Genomic DNA, 17,984 nt, shown 5'->3' on the forward strand with positions numbered 1-17,984 from the left:
CGGCGGGCCGGTCCGCGACTCAGCGCACATCCCGCCGAGTCAGCGCGGCGGTGCGCGAGTCAGCGCAGATCCCGGTGAGTCAGCGCGGACCCTGTCGAGTCAGCGCAGGCCGAGCGCTCGTGCGACCTCGTCCTCGGAGACGGTCTCGGGGACGACGACGGCACCGGAGAGTGCCGTTTTGCTCCGCAGGAGACGGTCCAGGTTGACGTCGAACGACTCGACGTCGGGGTGCAGCGCCATCGGGTAGTAGACGTGCACGGGGCGCGTCTGGCCGATGCGGTAGACGCGGTCGGTGGCCTGAGCCTCCTTCGCGGGATTCCAGTGCCGCTCGAGGTGGATGGCGTGGTTGGCCCCGACGACGGTGAGTCCGACGCCGACGGCCAGTGGCGACATGATGATGACGCCGAACCCGGACCGGGCTTCGAACCGGCGGATCCGCTTCACCCGTGAATCGCTCGATCCTGTCGCCGGTGTGTCTCCGTTGACGACGTCGACGGGGACGCCGTAGCGCTCCCGGAGCCAAGTGGCCAGGGCGCGCTGCATCGCCTTGGTGCGCACGAACACGATCGCCTTCTCGTCGGCCGCACGGATCCTGTCCAGGATCGGTGTGACGGCCATGGCGGTGCGGGCGGACTGCGCGAGCGCGTCCGACGATGCCAGGAGGTCGTCGTGCACGAGGCCGGGGTGCAGACAGACCTGACCCAGGTCGTGCAGAGCGCCGAGCATGGCGCCCTTCTTGCCGGCTCCGGCCCGATAGCGGGCGACGGCATCGTCGTACGCCTGCCGCTGGGCCTGCGGCATCAGGGCGGCGTGCTCTCCGCCGTCGTGCACGTGCTTGGCGGGCAGGTCGGTGAGGTGATCCTCCTTGACGCGGCGCAGCATGAAGGGGCCGACCGTCTCCCGCAGGGCCCGGCCGAGCTCGCCCTTTCGCTCACCCGCGGCCTCGTTCATCGGGGCCTCCCACCGCTCGCGGAACTGCGGCCAGGTGCCGAGGAGGCCCGGCTGCGCGAGGTCGAGCATGCTCCAGAAGTCGCGCAGGGAGTTCTCGACGGGTGTCCCTGTGGCCGCGAGCTTGAACCGCGCGCGCAGGGCCTTGGCTGCACGGGTGCGCAGGATGTCGGGGTTCTTGACGTTCTGAGCCTCGTCGAAGACGACGACGCCCCAGTCCGCCTGGGACAGCGACACCTGGTAGCGCGCGACCGTGTCGTACGTGGTCAGCACGAGCCTGCCGGGTCGGTCCAGCCGGGATTCGCCGTACTGCGCCCCGACCCGCAGCAGCATGAGCCCAGGCAGCAGGTCGTCCCGGACCATGCCGCGGTCGTCGAGCTGGTCCTCTGCGACGGCGGACTCCTTGCCCTTGCCCGTCCGGAAGTCGGTCACGCCCTCGCCCTGGAGGACCACGACGTCGTCGAACGGGCCGGCGGGGGAGCCGAAGACGGCCTCGATCTCCCGCAGCCAGTTCTCCAGCAGGGCGACAGGCATGACAGCCAGGTGCGGGCGGGGGTCGAGCCCGCGCTCACGCTCCGACCGAACGGTCTCGCCGAGGGCGGCAAGGGTCATGAACGTCTTGCCGAGGCCCATGTCGTCGGCGAGCAGTGCGCCTCGGATGCGGGCGGGGTCGTGGTCCGCGCCGTCGAGCGACGCCTGCATGAGGCGCGTCATCCACTCGATGCCCTCGACCTGGTGCGGGAACGGCGAGAACTTCAGACCCGCGTGGTCGATCGGGCGGTCGGGTGCGGCGGCGTCGGCTGCTGCGCGGAGGCGGTCGGCCAGCTCGTGGGCGTCGTCGAGCTCCCACCCGACCTGGACCTGGGGGCCGGTGGGCGACGCCTCGGTCACCGTGTCGTCATGCTCGTCGCCGGGCGTCACCCCGAGTTCCTCCAGGCGGCGTCGGGCCTGTTCCTGACACTCGCGGACGCGGTCCCGGTCGGAGATGTCGACGAGGTGGTCGCCGATCGGGACGACGTCGGCGTCGTGCTCCCAGGCGTTCTGGATCTGTGCGTCGATCTCGTCGTGCTCGGCCAAGGACTGCGGACGTTCGACGAGCACCTCGGGGGCGGTGGCGCCGTGCTCGTCCGAGATCCACCGCGGCCCCTGCTGCGTGGCCTGGGCGAAGCTCACGGGCGCGATCCGGCCGAGCCCTGCCACCAACCAGGCGAACGTCATCTCGACGTCCACCTTCGCAGGGTCGAGGAACGAGCCGGGCGCCTCGAGGAACTGACGAACCTGCTCCTTCGGGATGCTGCGCCGGCGCTGGACCTCACGGACACCCTCGAGCTGCTCGCGCTCGAGCAGCACCAGGTCCTTCGCGACCCGCAGCACACCGCCATCGGCATCAGGATCCGACGGGAGCTGGTGCCAGCGCTGGTCGAGGGCATCCGGGTGGAGCCCGTCCCCGAGGTTCGGTGTCAGTCGCAGCGACCCGTCCGGCTGCGGGGAGACGGTCACACCGACCTTTCCCGGTTCGACCGTGGTGAAGCGGTCGAAGTGGTGCAACGTCAGCGAGAAGGTCGGGTCTGCGACGGCGGACCCGCCGTGCTCGGCCATCCGCTGGGCCCCCTGGAGCTCGGCGACCAGACGCATGTTGTGCGCCTCGGACCGATGCCCGACGGGGACGGACGAATGACGTTCGACGGCGCGCAGCGCACGCAGCGCCGGCGGGCTGAGCCGGAACGTCCGCTCGTAGGGCGCCATCCCCACGGTCAGGAGCGCACCGCTCCGGCGGTACGCCTCGTCGTACTTGTCGAGGCGGACCGCGAGGTCGACCGCGAAGTCCGGACGCACCGTCGTCCCCGCGATCGCGGTCCCCAGGCGGCCCGCGAACCGGGCGGGGAGTCCCAGGATCCGGGCCTCGTCGTCGTCGAGCCGGGCGAGGTCGTCCGCCGTCACCTCGAAGCCGAGGTCGGTCGCCCGCGCCCTGCCCTCGTCGGCCAGCGCGTCCAGGACGAGGAACTGTCGGGTGATACCGACGTGCGCCTCGCCGTCGAAGAGCGCGCGCAGGCGGTCCGGCGTCGTGGTGAAGGTCGTGACGTCGCCGTGAACGACATCGAAAGCGGGTGCAGCGCCCGAGGCAGGGTCCGGTCGCGTCGCGGGAGCGCGGCGGAGAAGGTCGCGGAGCCTCATCGGCGCCTCCAAAGGGGCGCGGCCGGTGCGCGGCCGGCGCGGCGGCGGACGAGCGAGGTCAGGTCGTCGTCCGTGAGCAGCTTCGACTCCTCCAGCGTGATCCCACGTTCCCGGAGGAAGTCGAGAGCGCCGCGAACCCAGCCGCCGCTCGCGTCGTGGGTCCAGGCCGCGTAGGAGTCGGCACCGTCCGGGTGTCTGTTCCGGTGGATCGAGGGGATCACGTTGATGAGCTGGTGCCGGGTGTAGCCACGATTTCGAGGTTCGGCGAGCTCTGGTCCCGGCGGTCCCATGTAGACGTGCAGGCGGAAGCTGTGGGATCCCTCCACCAGGTGGAAGTCGCCGCAGTCGACCATGACGACGGCGGTGTCCTTCGCCTGGTCGACGAATCGCGGTGCGTCGAGGAGGCTGACGTTCGTCACGCGGCGGACCGTGGCGCGGATGTCGTCGCCGAGGATCAGCCGGGCGTTGCGGACCAGACCGGACTCGTACAGCCCGAGCAGGAAGCGCTGCCGGCGCGGGAACATGCGCTGGAGGCTGTCGTTGCCGCTCTCCTCCCCGTAGAGCTGGACGGCGTCGAGGAACGCCCGCAGATCGGCTCCGGACATCCACCGCACGGCTCGTGCGCGCAGGTCGGGGTCGACATGACCCCACCATTCGTGCCAGGTCGTGCTCTGCTCGTGTCGCGGGTCCCCGCCGATCGCGAGGGCAGCATCGACCCACTGGCCGCTGGGGACGACGTCCGGCTTGTCGCACAGTGCCGACAGCACGGCGATGCCGAACCGACGGTCCTCGGAGTCGCGCCGGAGCCGGGTCGCCCGACCTGTGGCGTCGGTGAGGAACGGGTGACCCTCGACCGAGGCGTCGGCGCTCGCGATGAGGGCGAGGTAGTACTCGTCGCGCAGCACCTGGGCGTATCGACCCTGGTCGTCGCCGCACAGCGCGCGCGCCGTCGGGTCGTCCTCGAGTCGCCGCCCCTGCGCGATCAGCTCGCGTGCCAGGAGCCGAGGTCCGTCGGCCGCGGCGACGAGGTGGGGCGAGGTCCTGAGGACCTCGACGACGTCGGCCTGGTCCCGGGTGCGGCACCCGCTCACTGCGCGCGCTACCGCCTGCCGAGCGGCCTCGAAGCGTCCGCCCTCCCAGTCGTCGAGCTCGTCGTAGTAGGTCAGGAGGGCTGAGACGAGCGAGTGTGCCGTGCCGCGGGACACGGCGCCCGACGCGGCGACCGCGCCGAGCACGGCTGGTGTCATGGAGCGTTGGGCCGTGCGGCGGTCGGTCGCCCAGATCTCGGCCACCGCGCGGGCGAAGAGTCGTCCGTGGAGCCGCTCCCGGACCGTGGCGGTGTCGCGGGCCTCCAGGAGGCGCCGAGCCTCGACCAGGACCGGCGGAAAGCGGTGACCGGTTCCGGCGGTCCGCCGGATCGTCTCGGCCCGGTCGGCGAGCGCGTCCCAGACGTCGAGCTCGCGGTCCGGCCACGCGTCGCCGGCCACGACGGGGGGCGGGAGGACCAGTGTCACGAGTCGGACCCGGCGGCCGATGCACCGATCGAACCGTCGACGATGTCGGCGAGCTCGTCGGCCGTCGGCCCCTTGACCGTGAAGCGGATGTCGATGCGCCGGTTGGCGGCCATCTGCTGCTCGGACGCCTGGGAGATCTCGACGGGACGGGAGTCGGCGTAGCCAGACACGGAGAAGACGGGTTGACCGTCTTCCCGCAGCAGGGCGGTGAGTGCGGTGCGTGGCGGGAGCTCCTCCTCCCAGAGTCGCCACAGCGAGATGGCCCGGAAGGTGGACAGGCCCCAGTTGCCGGTGCCCTCGAGTCCGCTGAACGCCTCGCTGTCGGTGTGACCCTCGACGAAGACGGTGTCGAGCGCCTCGAACCGTCGGTCCTGGCGGACGGTCTCGGAGATGACGGTGCCGATGGTCAGGGCGACGCCCCGATGCGCGTCGTGGATCTCGTACGACCCGGAGTCGAAGCCGAGGGCGGAGGTCGGGATGTGCAGGACGGCAGCGTCCTCACTGATCTCGACGGCGATTCCCCGGCCCTTCAGCTCGGTGGAGATCTCGCGGACCAGGGCGGAACGGATCTCTTCGCGTTCGCTGAGGGTCGCGACCTGGGTCTCCAGCCGGTCGCGCTGCGTGGCGAAGAGCGACTCCGCTTCCTGGGCCTCGGCCTGCTGCGCGACGAGCTCCTGCTGCTTGTAGGTCAGGGACAGCACGAGCAGCACGACGGCAAGGAGGAAGACGAGCAGGAGCGCCGACATCAGGTCGGAGAAGGAGATCCAGTGCGACGAGTCCTCGTGGGACGGTTCGCGGTTCCGCGTGGGCCGGCTCATGCGGCGGCCTCGACCTCATCGCGACGACGGGCCTCCAGCGCGGTGTCGATCTCCTCCACGGTGGCGGACAACGCCTTGGCGGCGTCGAGCATCGTCGAGGTGAAGGCGCTGGTGCTCTCGTTCCACGTGCTCATCCGGCTCGTGGTGTGTCGCTCCACCGCCTCGGAGTACTCGGTGAACCAGGACGACAGCGAGGTCCGGAACCCGTCGATCTCGCGGGTGAGGGCTGTCAACGACTCCTCCTGGTGCTCACGCAGCCCTGTGAGATAGGAGTCTTGCTGCTCGCGCATCGCGGCGAGCAGGGAGCGCTGCTGCTGGTCGAGCCCGTCCAGCCCGTCCTCGAGCAGTCCGGCCGCGCCGTCGATCTTCGCGGCGGCGGACACGGTGGAGACGGTGAGGACGCCGAGTCGCTCGGTGAGCCCTTCCAGGGAGGTGGTGGCCTGGGCCTGCTGCGCCGTGACGGAGTCGAGGGTCTCGGTGCTGCGGTCCAGCAGGTCGCCGAAGGTGGTGCTCGTCGAGGCGAAGGACTCGGAGGTCGCGCGGAGGTGCTCGGCGGCGGGCACGAGCTGCTGCCCGACCTCGTCGAGCCGTCCCGTCGCGGTCTCGAGGCGATCGACCACGGCAGGCAGGTGCTGGGAGAGCAGCTGGACCTGCTGGCTCGTCAGCTCGCGGATCTGGACCATCCGCTCGTGGTGCTCGTCCGCCTGCTGGGCCAGCTTCTCGCCGAGGTAGTCGATCGTCTGGGTCAGCGCCCTCGTCGAGGAGTCGAGGCGGTCGGCGAGCGTCGTCCCCAGGGCCTCGAAGTGTGCCGCGAACTTGCCGACCAGCTGCTCGAACACCTGCTCCGACTGGCGGGCGGCATGCTCCGTGAGTCGTTCCATGGCCGGCGCGACGGCCGCCTGGAGTGACGCGCCGATCTGCTCGCCGAGACTCGAGAGGTGCTCCTGGCTCGCCGAGGAGCTGTGCATGATGCTGACGAGGGACGCCTCGGCGGTCTGCTTCTCGAAGCGTTCGTCGATCGTCGCCTGGAGGCGGCGGATGTCGCGCGAGATGCCGCGGCTGCGGCCCTTCTCGAGGGCCTGGACCACCACGCTCCCGACGACACCGACCACCGACGTGATGAAGGCGAACCGCGCACCGTTGATGAGGGTGCCCACACCTTCGGTGAGGTGGTCCGTGTCCCCGTTGAGGTCGATCGCGGAGAGCCCGACGGCGAGCCCGGTGAAGGTTCCGAGCACGCCGAGGACGGTGAGCACGGCCGGACGCGTCAGAAGGATCCTGCTGTGCAGCAGCTCGGGCGCCAGGGCTTCCGACCGGAAGTGGTAGTCCGCGTCCTGGGTGTTGAGGAGCCGGCCGTCGGGGGATGTGACGAGGGTCTCGTCGAACTCGCCCCACAGGTGGGCGACTTCCCGTTCGTGCTCCTTCGCCGTGCGTGCCAGGTGGGCGCGGTGCTCCGCCCGGTACGGACCCGGCGTGTCGACCACGGCCTGTACACCGTTGATCCTGCGCTTCGCCGTGGCGCGGGCGACCTCGATCTGGATGGCGGTGGTGAGCGCCAGGGCGACGATGACGGCGCAGAACGCGTAGGTGATGACGGTCATAGTGTCGGTGGTCACGAGGAGCTCTCTGATCTGTGGTGCACGGGGAGCGACCGGTGGTCGCGGCGATCGTGCCACGGGTGCCTCAGGCGACATGCCGCCCGATTGGGTGAAATCGTTCTCAAACCATCACGATTCGGTGACGGCGGGCGATGACGCGCCGGGTCTCCGTGAGAGCCCGGCGCGTCATCGCCCGGCCGTTCACCCCTTCGCGCGGAAGAACACGGGGTCGCTGAACCACCCGGCGGTCAGCGTCCAGGAGCCCTCGGCCCCTGCCGGGACGGCGAGGCAGACGTTGCCCGTCCCGGTGCCGCCCTCGTAGAGCTCGCCCACGTCCATGAGGTCGTCCGGGATGACACCGCAGCGGTCGCTGTAGGTCACGCTGTCGTCGCCGACGAACTCGACCGTGAGCTCCACCCACGGCGTGGCGCTCTCGGTGCCGGTGTACGTCGCCTCGACCGGCACGATCCAGTACTCCATGCCGTCGGCCGGCGCGTCGTTGAACTGGTTCTCTGCGCGGACGTCGTCCCACGCCTCGCGCGGCTTGCCGAGGTCGATGGTCCAGTCGTCGTTGCCGACGGTGTCCGAGAAGCGGTAGGGGTTCGCCCGGGTACCGGCCTCGGCCTCCTCCGTCGGCTCCTCCGTCGGCTCCGCGGCAGCGTCCTCGGCCGCGTCGTCGGCCGGCTCGGCGCTCTCGGCGTCGTCGTCGGCGGTGGCCGCCGCGGCGGGTGTGTCGTCGAGCGACTCGGAGACGTCGTCGATCACGGAGCTGTAGTACGCCTGGGAGGCGAGGACGCCGACGCCGGCGAGGACCGACAGGATGATGCCGGCGACGGCGAGGCCTCGACGAGGGGCGCCGCGACGAGCCTTGACCAGGCCGAGGATCGCGAGGACGAGCCCGACCAGCGCCAGGAGGAACGCCACGTTGTTGACGATCGGGACGAGGCACAGGGCGACCGCGACGAGGGCGACGACGAAGCCGGCGACGGCGATCCCGTTCGAGTGGGCCGGGGCGGGGGTGGCAGGCACGGGCGCCTGCGGGAGCGAGTGGCTCATGAGCACTCCTTCTGTGTGGTGAGCCGGGCCGGCCGGCTCTCGGGGCGGGAGCTGGGCGCTGCCGCCGTCGGGCGGTGCACACCCGTGGGTGTCGGTCAGAGCGGGGTCGTCTTGGGGCGGGTGGCCGTCAGGATCCAGAGCAGGACGGGGGCGGTCGTGCCGGCGATCTCTGCGACGAGCTGGAAGGTCGTGGACATCGGTGCTCCTTCGGTGGGACTGCCGAAACCCTCGCAAGCGCTGACTGTTGAGCCGAAGCAGAAGACCGATAAGAGGGCTTATCAAGCCGCATAGCGTGCTCGATGGTCCTTCTCCTAGGCTTGCCGCATGCACCCTCAGACCTCTGCTGCCGGAGTCCCGGAACTGCTGGGCGAGCTCGTCGTCTCGATGCCGGACATCGCGGAGATCGCACACGTCGAGCGCCCGGTGGTGTCGACGTGGCGACGCCGGTACGCCGGTGCGGACCGGCCGTTCCCGGAGCCTGTGGCGGAAGGTGCGGATGGCTCACTCCGCTTCCGCGCCCTCGACGTCGCCGACTGGATCGACGCGACCGGGCGGGGCAACAACCCCCACTTCCGCGCCGACGTCGCGCTGCGGGCCTCGTTCGCCGTGACGGACCCGGACCGCGCGCATCGGCTGCGGAACGGGCTGGCCGCGATGCTCTGCCTCAAGGACCTGGCCGAGCGGCCCCTCACCGAGCTCGACGACGGCGACCTCCTCGATCTCGCGGACGAGCTGGACCCCGAGGACGCCTTCCTCTACTCAGAGGTGGCGGACCTGGGGCAGGACCTGCCCACCGCCGCCGCGCTCGCCGACCTTGCGGCCGAGGCCGCGTACACGCCGGGCAATGCTGCGGAGGCTCTGGCCCACGGTGGCCACCGCGCTCGACGACGGATGCCGGCGTCGGCCCTCGTCCCGACGGCGCTGCACGTCGCGGCACGGGTGGCGGCGCAGATTCACGAGGACGGCCCGATCGCCGACCCGTACCCCGGTGCCGGCGACCTGCTGCGTGCCGTGCTCGCGGGTCACGACAGCGTCGTGCCGCCGGCGCTGCTCCCTGCGGGTCATCGCGCCGCGAGGCGTCGTCTGGTGGCGCACGGCTGGGAGGTCGGGACGCTCACGGTCGACGGAGTCACACCGGTCCCGCCGGGCGACGCCCTCGTGGTCGCACAGCTCCCGCCCACGGGGTCGCCGGAGCAGCCGGTGCTCGAGGTGCTCGGCCGGCTCGAAGAGCTGGTGCTCGGGCTGCACGAGCACCAGCGGGCCGTCGTCGTCGGCCCGGCGAACGCCCTCGTCGACGCCCTGGAAGGCGACGCCGAGTCGGTCCGCTCCGGGTTGCTGCGCACCGAGAAGCTGCGTGCCGTCGTCCTGCTGCCTCCGGGCATGATCGTGGACCGCTCGCGGCAGCGACTCGCGCTGTGGATCCTCGGTGCGCCGCCGTCCGACGTCGCCATCGCCGAGCGCTGGACGATGGTCGCCGACCTGTCGGACCGCGCCGTGCCCGAGCTGCTCGACCCCGCGGTGGTCGAGGACCTGCTCATTGACGTCGCTGCCTCCATGGGCGGGCCGCGCGACGTGGCGTCGCACGCCTTTCGCTTCGCGCGGTTCGTCCGGATGGCGCCGCTGCTCGCCAGTGGCGGCAGCGTCGTCGCGGCAGGGCGCCCGACGATCGCCGGGGTCAGGGAGGACGACGGCGCGACCGCGCTGCGCCTCCGCGATCTCGCCGCGTCGCTCGACGGTGGTTCCCGCGCGCCGCTCGACCTCGCGGTCCGGCGGAGCCCGGCCACCGGGGTGCGGTCGGTACCCCTGTGGGCGCTCGCCGAGCAGCGCCTTCTCAAGAAGTTCGCCGGCAACCGGGTCGACCCCGACCTGATCGTCGACGCGCCCCCGCGGGACGCCACCCTGCTGCGCGTGGTGGGAGTCCCTGAGCTGACCGGGCAGCGGGAGTGGGGCACGCGCGGCGTCGACCGGCTCCGGCTGGTCGAGTCCCACCCGTCGGGACGGCTCACGGAGCCGGGCGACGTCGTGTTCACGTCCGCGCCGCACCCGGCCGCCGTCGTCGACCACGAGGGGTTCTCCGTGGTCGAGTCACCCGCGCAGATCCTGCGGGTCCTGCCGCCCGCACCAACGGCCGACGGCGGGAGCCCGGCCGCCGTCGTCGTGCCGGAGGTCCTCGCCCGCGACGTCGCCGCTCAGCCGCCCGGCGCCAAGTGGTGGCGGGCATGGGAGACGCGGCTGGTGCCTGCCGACCAGGCCGGGGAGGCCGCACGCGTGCTGCGCGCGGTGCGGGAGCGCGCGGCGGCTGCGCGCCGGGAGCTGCGCGCGCTGGACGAGCTCGCCGGGACGCTGGCCGACGGCGTGACCGCGGGTGTCGTACGGATGCGCTTGGATGGGGGCGAACCCCTGTGAGGAAGGAACTACGAGTGCCACCGAGGACGAAGGCCCCCACGCCGTCGGTCGCCACGGCGACCACCATGAAGGAGCTGAAGGACACGCTCTGGAAGGCGGCCGACAAGCTGCGCGGGTCGATGGACGCCAGCCAGTACAAGGACGTGATCCTGGGGCTCGTGTTCCTCAAGTACGTCTCGGACGCGTTCGCCGAGCGGCGCGAGGCGATCCTCGCCGAGTGTCTCGCCGACGGGCTGAGCGCCGAGGACGCCGAGCCGCTGCTCGAGGACGTCGACGAGTACCGCAGCGCCGGCGTGTTCTGGGTGCCGGAGCGGGCGCGGTGGGGGTACCTGGCCCAGCACGCCAAGGGCCGGGTGGCGACGCTCGACGAGCATGAGGCGTCGATCGGCCAGCTCGTCGACGACGCGATGAGCCACATCATGGGGTCGAACCCGGCGCTCGCGGGCACGCTGCCCACGACGTTCAACCGGGACAACGTGGACCAGCGGCGGCTCGGCGAGCTCGTCGACCTGTTCTCCTCGGCGCGGTTCACGGGCGTCGGCGTGGACGGCGAGAAGGTCTCCCGGGCGCGCGACGTGCTCGGCGAGGTCTACGAGTACTTCCTCGGGAAGTTCGCCGCGGCCGAGGGCAAGCGTGGTGGCGAGTTCTACACGCCGCCGGGTGTGGTGCGCGTGCTCGTGGAGATGCTCGAGCCGTACGCCGGGCGCGTGTACGACCCGGCGTGCGGGTCGGGCGGCATGTTCGTGCAGGCCGAGAAGTTCCTCGAGCGGCACGGCGCGAACCCGCAGGCGATCAGCGTCGTCGGGCAGGAGCTCAACGAGCGCACGTGGCGCATGGCCAAGATGAACCTGGCCGTGCACGGGCTCACCGGGGACCTCGGGCCGCGCTGGGGCGACACGTTCGCCCGCGACCTGCACCCGGACCTGCAGGCCGACTACGTCATGGCGAACCCGCCGTTCAACATCAAGGACTGGGCGCGGGCCACCGACGACGCGCGCTGGACCTACGGCGTGCCGCCCGCGGGCAACGCGAACTACGCGTGGATCCAGCACATCCTGTCCAAGCTGGCGCCGGGCGGGTCGGCCGGCGTGGTGATGGCCAACGGCTCGATGTCCTCGAACTCCGGGGGAGAGGGCGAGATCCGGGCCCAGCTCGTCGAGGCCGACCTCGTCTCGTGCATGGTGGCCCTGCCCACGCAGCTCTTCCGGTCCACGGGGATCCCCGTGTGCGTGTGGTTCTTCGCCAAGGCCAAGGGGGCCCGGGCCGGCGAGGTGCTCTTCATCGACGCCCGGAACCTCGGGCACATGGTCGACCGCGCCGAGCGGGCGCTGTCCGAGGAGGACATCGCCCGGATCGCCGGGACATACCACGCCTGGCTCGGGACTCCCTCGGCCGAGGGCGTCGAGTACGCCGACGAGGCCGGGTTCTGCTACTCGGCGACGCTCGGCGAGATCAAGGACGCCGGGTATGCGTTGACCCCGGGTCGGTACGTCGGCGTGCCCGAGGTCGAGGACGACGGCGAGCCGATCGAGGAGAAGATCGCGCGGCTGACGGGCGAGCTGTTCGCGCAGTTCGACGAGTCGGCGCGGCTGGAGAAGGTCGTCCGCGAGCAGCTCGGGAGGGTCCGTGGCTAATATCCAAGCTGGAGTGCTGGGCGATTTTTGCAGGTTCAGGGCCGGCGGACCTTTTCCTCAGAGTGAGCAAGGCAACAAATCTGGGGAAGTTCCGTTCATCAAGGTAAGCGATCTCTCGAAAAATGGGAACTCGCCCGCCATTGTCAATGCCAACAATTGGCTTCATGGGGACCAGTTGGAGCGGCTTCGCCCAGTACTAGCGCCAGCAGGGAGCGTTGTTTTCGCAAAGATCGGTGAGGGTCTTAAGGCAGAGCGACTGAGGCGATTGTCGCGCGATACGGCGATCGACAACAACTTAATGGTGGCAGTTCCGAACGAAGAGCGAGTTGTCCCAGGCTTCCTGTTTTACTACTTGCAGACAGTCGGAATCTCAAACTTGGCTGTTGGCAGCGCACTCCCGTATCTCAAGCAGTCCGACCTGAGTGACCTCCCTTGCCAGCTCCCAAGCCTCGGCGTCCAGGCGGCGATCGCCGACGTCCTGGGCGCCCTCGACGACAAGATCGCGGCCAACACCCAGCTCGCCACCACCGCCGACGAGCTCGCTGGAGCCCTACTACGGAGCCACGTCGATCCCACCGCTCGGACAACGCTCACCGACATTGCCGAGGTCATCATGGGCTCGTCCCCGACCGGCGAGACCTTGAACGAGGAAGGCGAAGGCGTCCCCTTCTTCCAGGGCGTGAGGGACTTCGGGTTTCGCTTCCCGGCGCGGCGGGTCTGGACCACAAGCCCGACTCGGTTCGCCGAAGAGGCGGATGTGCTCGTCAGTGTTCGAGCGCCGGTCGGATCGATCAATGTTGCCTCCGAGCGGTTGTGCGTCGGCCGAGGCCTCGCAGCGGTCCGGGCGCGAGATGGCCGCCAGGCGACTCTTCTCCATCTGTTGCGGCATGTGCCCGACGTCTGGCTGCCCTTCGAAGCCGAGGGGACTGTCTTCGGATCCATCAACCGTGCTCAGTTGCACGCTCTGGACCTCCCAGTTGTGCCAAGAGACGTGGCTGGGAGTCTGGAGTCCGAAATCTCCGCCTTGGAGAGCCGGATCCGCTTCGCTGTGGTTGAGAACCAGAAGCTTGCTGCCACGCGCGACGCCCTCCTGCCCGCCCTCATGTCCGGCAAGCTCCGCGTCGAGGGGGCCGCAGAGGTGGCCGGGCTGTGACTGATCGCGCGGAGCTCGTCGGGTCGCTGGGTTCAGAGGCCGAGTTCACCCGACGGGCCCGCGCGCTCTCTTGCCACCAGGTCGCACCCACGCGTAGATTCGAACCACTAGATCCCCCACGCCTCTCAGCGATGCGCAAATCGGGGGATTTTCTTTGCCCGGGAGCGATCGATGACGACGGCTCCGCCGGTGCGTTCGCGGGGCACCCGGCGCTACACGAAGCCGGCGCTCGACCACGAGGACCTCGTCGACCGGATGATCGACCGCGGTCTGGTCGTCCCCGATCGCGACCGCACGCTGCGCTACCTGAGGCACATCGGCTACTACCGGTTCTCCCCGTACCTCATCCCCTTCCGCGTCACGCCGTCGAGCGAGAAGTTGCGCGACGGCACGTCGTTCGACCAGGTCCTCGACCTCTACGTCTTCGACCGAGAGCTCCGACTGCTGGTCATGGACGCGATCGAGCGCATCGAGGTCGCAGTCCGGGCTGCGTTGACAGACTCCATGTCGCTGCAGCACGGCGGCCCCTTCTGGTACACGGATCCGCAGCACTTCCGCGACCGGGAGAAGCACAGGAAGTCGCTCGCCATCGTCCGCAAGGTGTGTCGGGGCCAGGTCCGGGGCCGCGAGGACTCCCTGGTCGATGACCTCTCCCACCGGTCACTTCCTGGCTGTGGACCTACGTGCGGGTGCGCAACATCTGTGCCCACCACGGCCGGCTCTGGAACGTCGGGCTCGGCGTCTACCCGGCGATCCCCAAGCCGTCGACCATCGAATGGCTCAGCGACGCGGAGGTCCTCACCGCTGTCCCGGACCGCCGGAAGCGGCTGTACCCGGTCCTCGCGTCCCTGCAGAGCGTGCTCGGCGCCGTCTCCCCGCGGTCGTCGTGGGCTCAGCGGCTCAGCGACCTCCTCGACAAGCACCCTGACGTGCCGCTGCGGGGCATGGGCATTCCCGCCGACTGGCGGGACGACACCTTCTGGGCGTCCCGCCTGACACCGACGACGAACGGACGGTGACGACCGTGCAGATCGATACCTCGTTCGACGTCCGGACGGACTCGGGCGGTCGCGACCCCGACACGCACAGTCCGACCCTGCGGAGCTACCACCAGTACCTCTGGAGCAAGCCCCTCCCGGACGGGCGTCCGTTCGACCTCGTCGCGACGACGCCCGGCGCCTACCTCCACCACCGGTCGACGGTCGGCGAGTTCTGGCTGGCCAGCGACTCGGTCATGCAGACCTTCACTCACTGGGAGGTCACGAAGAGGCTTGTCGCGGAGCTTCCCGACGACTACGTCGACTGGGTCCGCACGATCACCTACACGATCGGCGGCATGCTGATCTTCCCGGGGAATCGTGTCGACGGGAAGATGACGATCAACGGTGCCCGAGGATTCACCCGACGCATCGCGGACCGCGTCGATCTCACGCTGGAGTGCATCCGGTTCCACTACAGAGGGGAGCCGAGCCCGCTGAGTGCGGTGCTCGCGCGCTACGGCGACTTCTTCGACCTCTTCACCGACTTCGAGGGGTACGTCGAGTTCTTCCTGCTCGAAGACCTGATGACCAGTGACGGCGGCGTGCGTTTCTTCATGCCGTTCGACGGATTCGCCTCGCCGTCGGTCCCTCGCGACCTCGAGACGTACGCCGAGCTCCTCCGTCGTTCGACCGACTTCGTCGAGGCGCGGAACCGGCGGATCGCCGGGTGGGTGGCGTCACCCGCGCGCGGCCCGGGGCGCCACATCCGGTAGTCCGACGGTCCGTTAACATCGTTTCTTGGCGTATCCGATGTTAACGTGAGGTCGTGTCGTCGGATGCGAGCTGGCCGTCGTTCGGGACCGAGCTCCTCGACTGGGAGTCCTCGGACAGCGAGTACGGTCCCCGCGCGGGCAGGAGCCTCCGTCGTGGGCCGTACGAAGCGGCCGTCCCACCGCGTATCGCCCGCGCCGCGCTCGCGCTCGACGGTCCGACGGCCGCGCTGGTCGCCGAGGCGAGCGCCGAGGTCGCCCGACTGGACGGCGAGTCCCTCGGATCGCTGATGTCGTTCGCTTCCTTGCTGCTCAGGACGGAAGCTGCCAGCTCGTCGCAGATCGAGAACCTGACCTCGTCGCCGACGGCCATCGCGCTGGCGGAGCTGGGTCGGCGCGGACGAGCCAACGCCGACGAGATCGTCGCCAACGTCAGCGCCATGACACAGGCGCTCGACGTCGCCGACCGGCTGGACGCCGACGCGATCCTGACGATGCACCAGGTCCTGATGCGTGACCACATGCCCGGCGCCGCCGGAGCGTGGCGGGACGCCGCCGTGTGGATCGGCGGCTCGGCTCGCAGCCCTCACGGGGCGGACTACGTGGCGCCGCGAAGCGACCAGGTTCCGGACGCGATGGAGGATCTTGCCGCCTTCATCGCACGCGACGACCTGCCGGCGCTCGTCCAGGCGGCCGTCACGCACGCGCAGTTCGAGAACATCCATCCCTTCCCGGACGGCAACGGCCGGACCGGACGAGCGCTCATGCACGCCCAGCTCCGCCACGCCGGCCTGACGCGGCATGTCGTCGTGCCGATCTCGGCCGGGCTCCTCACCGAGACCGAGCGGTACTTCGCCGCGCTGACCGCCTTTCGCTCCGGGAATCCTGTCCCGATCGTCACCGAGGTGTGCGAGGCGGTCTTCCCTGCGCTGCAGAACGCGCGCCAGCTGATGAGCGACGTCTCCGACGCGCGCGGACGGTGGTCGGACGCCATCCGGGCACGCCGTGGCGCGGCCGCCCGGCGTCTTGCAGACTTCCTCGTGGAGCGGCCGGTCGTCGACTCGCGCCTCGCGGCGGAGCTGCTGGGTGTCACGACGGCGAACGCCCAGGTGGCGATCGACCGCCTTGTTGAGGACGGCGTGCTCGAGCAGATCGGCCGAGGTGCCCGCGACCGCGTCTGGCAGGCGGTCGAGGTGATCGAGGCGATGGAGCGCTTCGCCGACCGAGCGCACCACCGAGGCCTCTGAGGAGTCACCCCTCGCCGTGCAGAGCCCTCTCATAGGCCTCGGCCACGGCCCGGGGGAGTCGGCCGCGGTCGCCCACCTCATGCCCGTTCTCTCGGGCCCAACGGCGGACGGCCGCGGGGTTCGGAACGGTGGATCCGGCCGACGCGGGCTGCGGCGTGGCCCGAACCTGGGCTCCCGCTGCCTCTGGCCGCACCGGCGATGCCTCGACCGCGGTGGCGGCCGGCTGGAGGTGGGCGAGCAGCACCTCGAAATGGTCGGGGTGGACCGTCCGGAGATCGAGGTCGGCAGCCTTCGCCGCCTTGCCGCCGGCGAAGGAGCCATCGGTGACCAGCATCGCGGTCGTGCGCGAGACGCTGCTCATGACACGGACCCCGAGCTCCTCGGCACGCTGCTCCAGCCGAGCGCGCTGGGCGTCGCCGCACCCGGTGAAGACGACCTTGTCGCCGACCCGCAGGGGTTCGCCGTGCGACCAGCCGACGGGCAGAGGACCGAGGCCGGCGCTCAGCCGTGCCGCGCGGGCCTCGTCGGCATGGCCGATGAGACGGCGAACGGTCGCCGGCTGCACCTGGAGGAGCTCCGCGATCGTCGAGAGCTCCGACCGCTCGTCACGGGAGACGTGGCCGTCGTCGAGCGCCCGGTGTGCCAGTGCCGTGACGAACGCCAGGTGGGCCGCCGCGACCTCGTCGGGCGCGAGCCCGTACGCCTCGATCAGGTCGGCGAGTGCTCCGGCCTCCGACGCGGACACGACGCCGTCCTCCAGGACCTCCAGCAGCAGCTCGAGGTAGGGGGTCGTGCCCACAGGAGCGCCGTCGTCGAGCAGCTCCGTCAGACCCAACGCGGTGAGCTGTTGGACCAGCGGAGCCTGCTTGGGTCGGGGCGGGGTCACCCTCCGCGGCCGGTTCCTCGGGGCCCCTGCCGCTCCGGGCAGCATGGTGAGCGGCGCTCGCGACGGCCCCTCGGGCCAGGTGAACGCTCGGGTGTCGACTCGGGCGCGGTCGAGCTCGGCATGCACGGGGACGCGCGGCATCGTCAGGTATCGGTTCATCAGCCGCCCCGTCGCGCGGGCGTCGCCGAGGGCGGAATGCGCGTCCGTCAGCCGGACGTCCGCCGCAGCACAGCAGTCCGCGAGCCGCCGCCGCTCGAGGTGCGGCAGGTAGTGGTGGCTTCCCTGGAGCGTGCAGTAAGCGGGCAGGAACGGCAGATCCCATCCGCTGCGCTGGTACTCGGCGCGCAGGAACGCGAGGTCGAACCGGGCGTTGTGCGCGACGACGGTGCTCCCACCGAGCAGGAGCGCCACGTCGCGCGACTGCTCCCGGAAGAGCGGGGCCGGGGCCACGTCACCATCGGTGATGCCGTGGACGTGGGTCGCGCCGACCGGGCCCTCCGGGTTGAAGCGCGTCGACCATTCGTCGATGACCGAGCCCTCGTGGTCGAGCCGCACGACGGCCAGCTCGAGGATGCGGTCCTGTCGAGGGCTCAGGCCTGTGGTCTCGACGTCGATGACGGCGTAGGCGGCTTCGGCCGGCTTCCTGTCAGCCGGATTCCTGTCGACCGGTTGCGGAACCGGCGCGTCCGGCTGCGCCGACTTCCTCGTCCCGAAGAGTCGTCCGAGGATCCCCACTGCTGCACCAGCGCCTTCCGCCTCTCGGGGCCGCATTGATCAACCCCGCGAGGATGTCACGGAC

The 17,984-nt window shown here is 70.6% G+C and carries 12 protein-coding genes and 1 pseudogene; 7 read left to right on the top strand and 6 right to left on the bottom strand.

Going from position 1 to position 17,984, the window contains the following annotated elements; translation table 11 throughout:
* Positions 1-99 precede the first annotated feature (99 nt).
* The 5 genes from ATJ88_RS05335 to ATJ88_RS05355 form a co-directional block, all read right to left on the bottom strand.
* On the bottom strand, positions 100-3,123 hold the full coding sequence (locus ATJ88_RS05335; protein ID WP_098462931.1) for a DEAD/DEAH box helicase: 3,024 nt from the start codon (positions 3,121-3,123) through the stop codon (positions 100-102).
* On the bottom strand, positions 3,120-4,637 hold the full coding sequence (locus ATJ88_RS05340) for an EH signature domain-containing protein (protein ID WP_170023529.1): 1,518 nt from the start codon (positions 4,635-4,637) through the stop codon (positions 3,120-3,122). Before ATJ88_RS05340 ends, ATJ88_RS05335 begins: the two co-directional genes overlap by 4 nt.
* Positions 4,634-5,455, bottom strand: a complete 822-nt coding sequence (locus ATJ88_RS05345) for an OmpA/MotB family protein (RefSeq protein ID WP_245852143.1) — start codon at positions 5,453-5,455, stop codon at positions 4,634-4,636. Before ATJ88_RS05345 ends, ATJ88_RS05340 begins: the two co-directional genes overlap by 4 nt.
* Positions 5,452-7,071, bottom strand: a complete 1,620-nt coding sequence (zorA, locus tag ATJ88_RS05350) for an anti-phage ZorAB system protein ZorA (RefSeq protein ID WP_141538615.1) — start codon at positions 7,069-7,071, stop codon at positions 5,452-5,454. Before zorA ends, ATJ88_RS05345 begins: the two co-directional genes overlap by 4 nt.
* 183 nt (positions 7,072-7,254) lie before the next feature.
* The gene (locus ATJ88_RS05355; RefSeq protein ID WP_098462934.1) at positions 7,255-8,109 is read right to left on the bottom strand and encodes a hypothetical protein; all 855 of its coding nucleotides are present in this window, start codon (positions 8,107-8,109) and stop codon (positions 7,255-7,257) included.
* Positions 8,110-8,433: 324 nt separating this feature from the next.
* Between ATJ88_RS05355 and ATJ88_RS05360 the strand changes: the two genes are divergently transcribed.
* From ATJ88_RS05360 to ATJ88_RS05385, 7 genes and pseudogenes are all read left to right on the top strand, one after another.
* Positions 8,434-10,515 carry a hypothetical protein gene (locus tag ATJ88_RS05360; RefSeq protein ID WP_141538616.1) on the top strand — a complete coding sequence of 694 codons (2,082 nt, stop codon included), beginning with the start codon at positions 8,434-8,436 and terminating at the stop codon, positions 10,513-10,515.
* 65 nt (positions 10,516-10,580) lie between these two features.
* Positions 10,581-12,149, top strand: a complete 1,569-nt coding sequence (locus ATJ88_RS05365) for a class I SAM-dependent DNA methyltransferase (protein WP_098465136.1) — start codon at positions 10,581-10,583, stop codon at positions 12,147-12,149.
* A gap of 13 nt (positions 12,150-12,162) precedes the next feature.
* Complete coding sequence (locus tag ATJ88_RS05370) at positions 12,163-13,302, top strand: restriction endonuclease subunit S (RefSeq protein ID WP_245852599.1); 1,140 nt, start codon at positions 12,163-12,165, stop codon at positions 13,300-13,302.
* Positions 13,303-13,557: 255 nt separating this feature from the next.
* Positions 13,558-13,827: pseudogene (locus ATJ88_RS18700) on the top strand (Abi family protein); the annotation flags it as partial.
* Positions 13,828-13,991: 164 nt separating this feature from the next.
* Complete coding sequence (locus tag ATJ88_RS18705) at positions 13,992-14,321, top strand: Abi family protein (protein ID WP_245852712.1); 330 nt, start codon at positions 13,992-13,994, stop codon at positions 14,319-14,321.
* Positions 14,318-15,055: a DUF6994 family protein gene (locus tag ATJ88_RS05380; protein ID WP_245852145.1), complete on the top strand. Its 738-nt coding sequence runs from the start codon at positions 14,318-14,320 to the stop codon at positions 15,053-15,055. The genes ATJ88_RS18705 and ATJ88_RS05380 overlap by 4 nt, the downstream gene beginning before the upstream one ends.
* Before the next feature lie 53 nt (positions 15,056-15,108).
* On the top strand, positions 15,109-16,299 hold the full coding sequence (locus tag ATJ88_RS05385) for a Fic family protein (RefSeq protein ID WP_098462937.1): 1,191 nt from the start codon (positions 15,109-15,111) through the stop codon (positions 16,297-16,299).
* A 4-nt stretch (positions 16,300-16,303) separates the two neighbouring features.
* On the opposite strand, the gene ATJ88_RS05390 is transcribed toward ATJ88_RS05385, so the two are convergent.
* A complete protein-coding gene (locus ATJ88_RS05390) occupies positions 16,304-17,956 on the bottom strand; it encodes an exonuclease domain-containing protein (protein WP_098462938.1) in 1,653 nt (550 codons plus the stop codon).
* Positions 17,957-17,984: the final 28 nt, after the last annotated feature.

The sequence above is a fragment of the Isoptericola jiangsuensis genome, from assembly GCF_002563715.1.
In the GTDB taxonomy this organism is placed as follows: Bacteria; Actinomycetota; Actinomycetes; order Actinomycetales; family Cellulomonadaceae; genus Isoptericola; species Isoptericola jiangsuensis.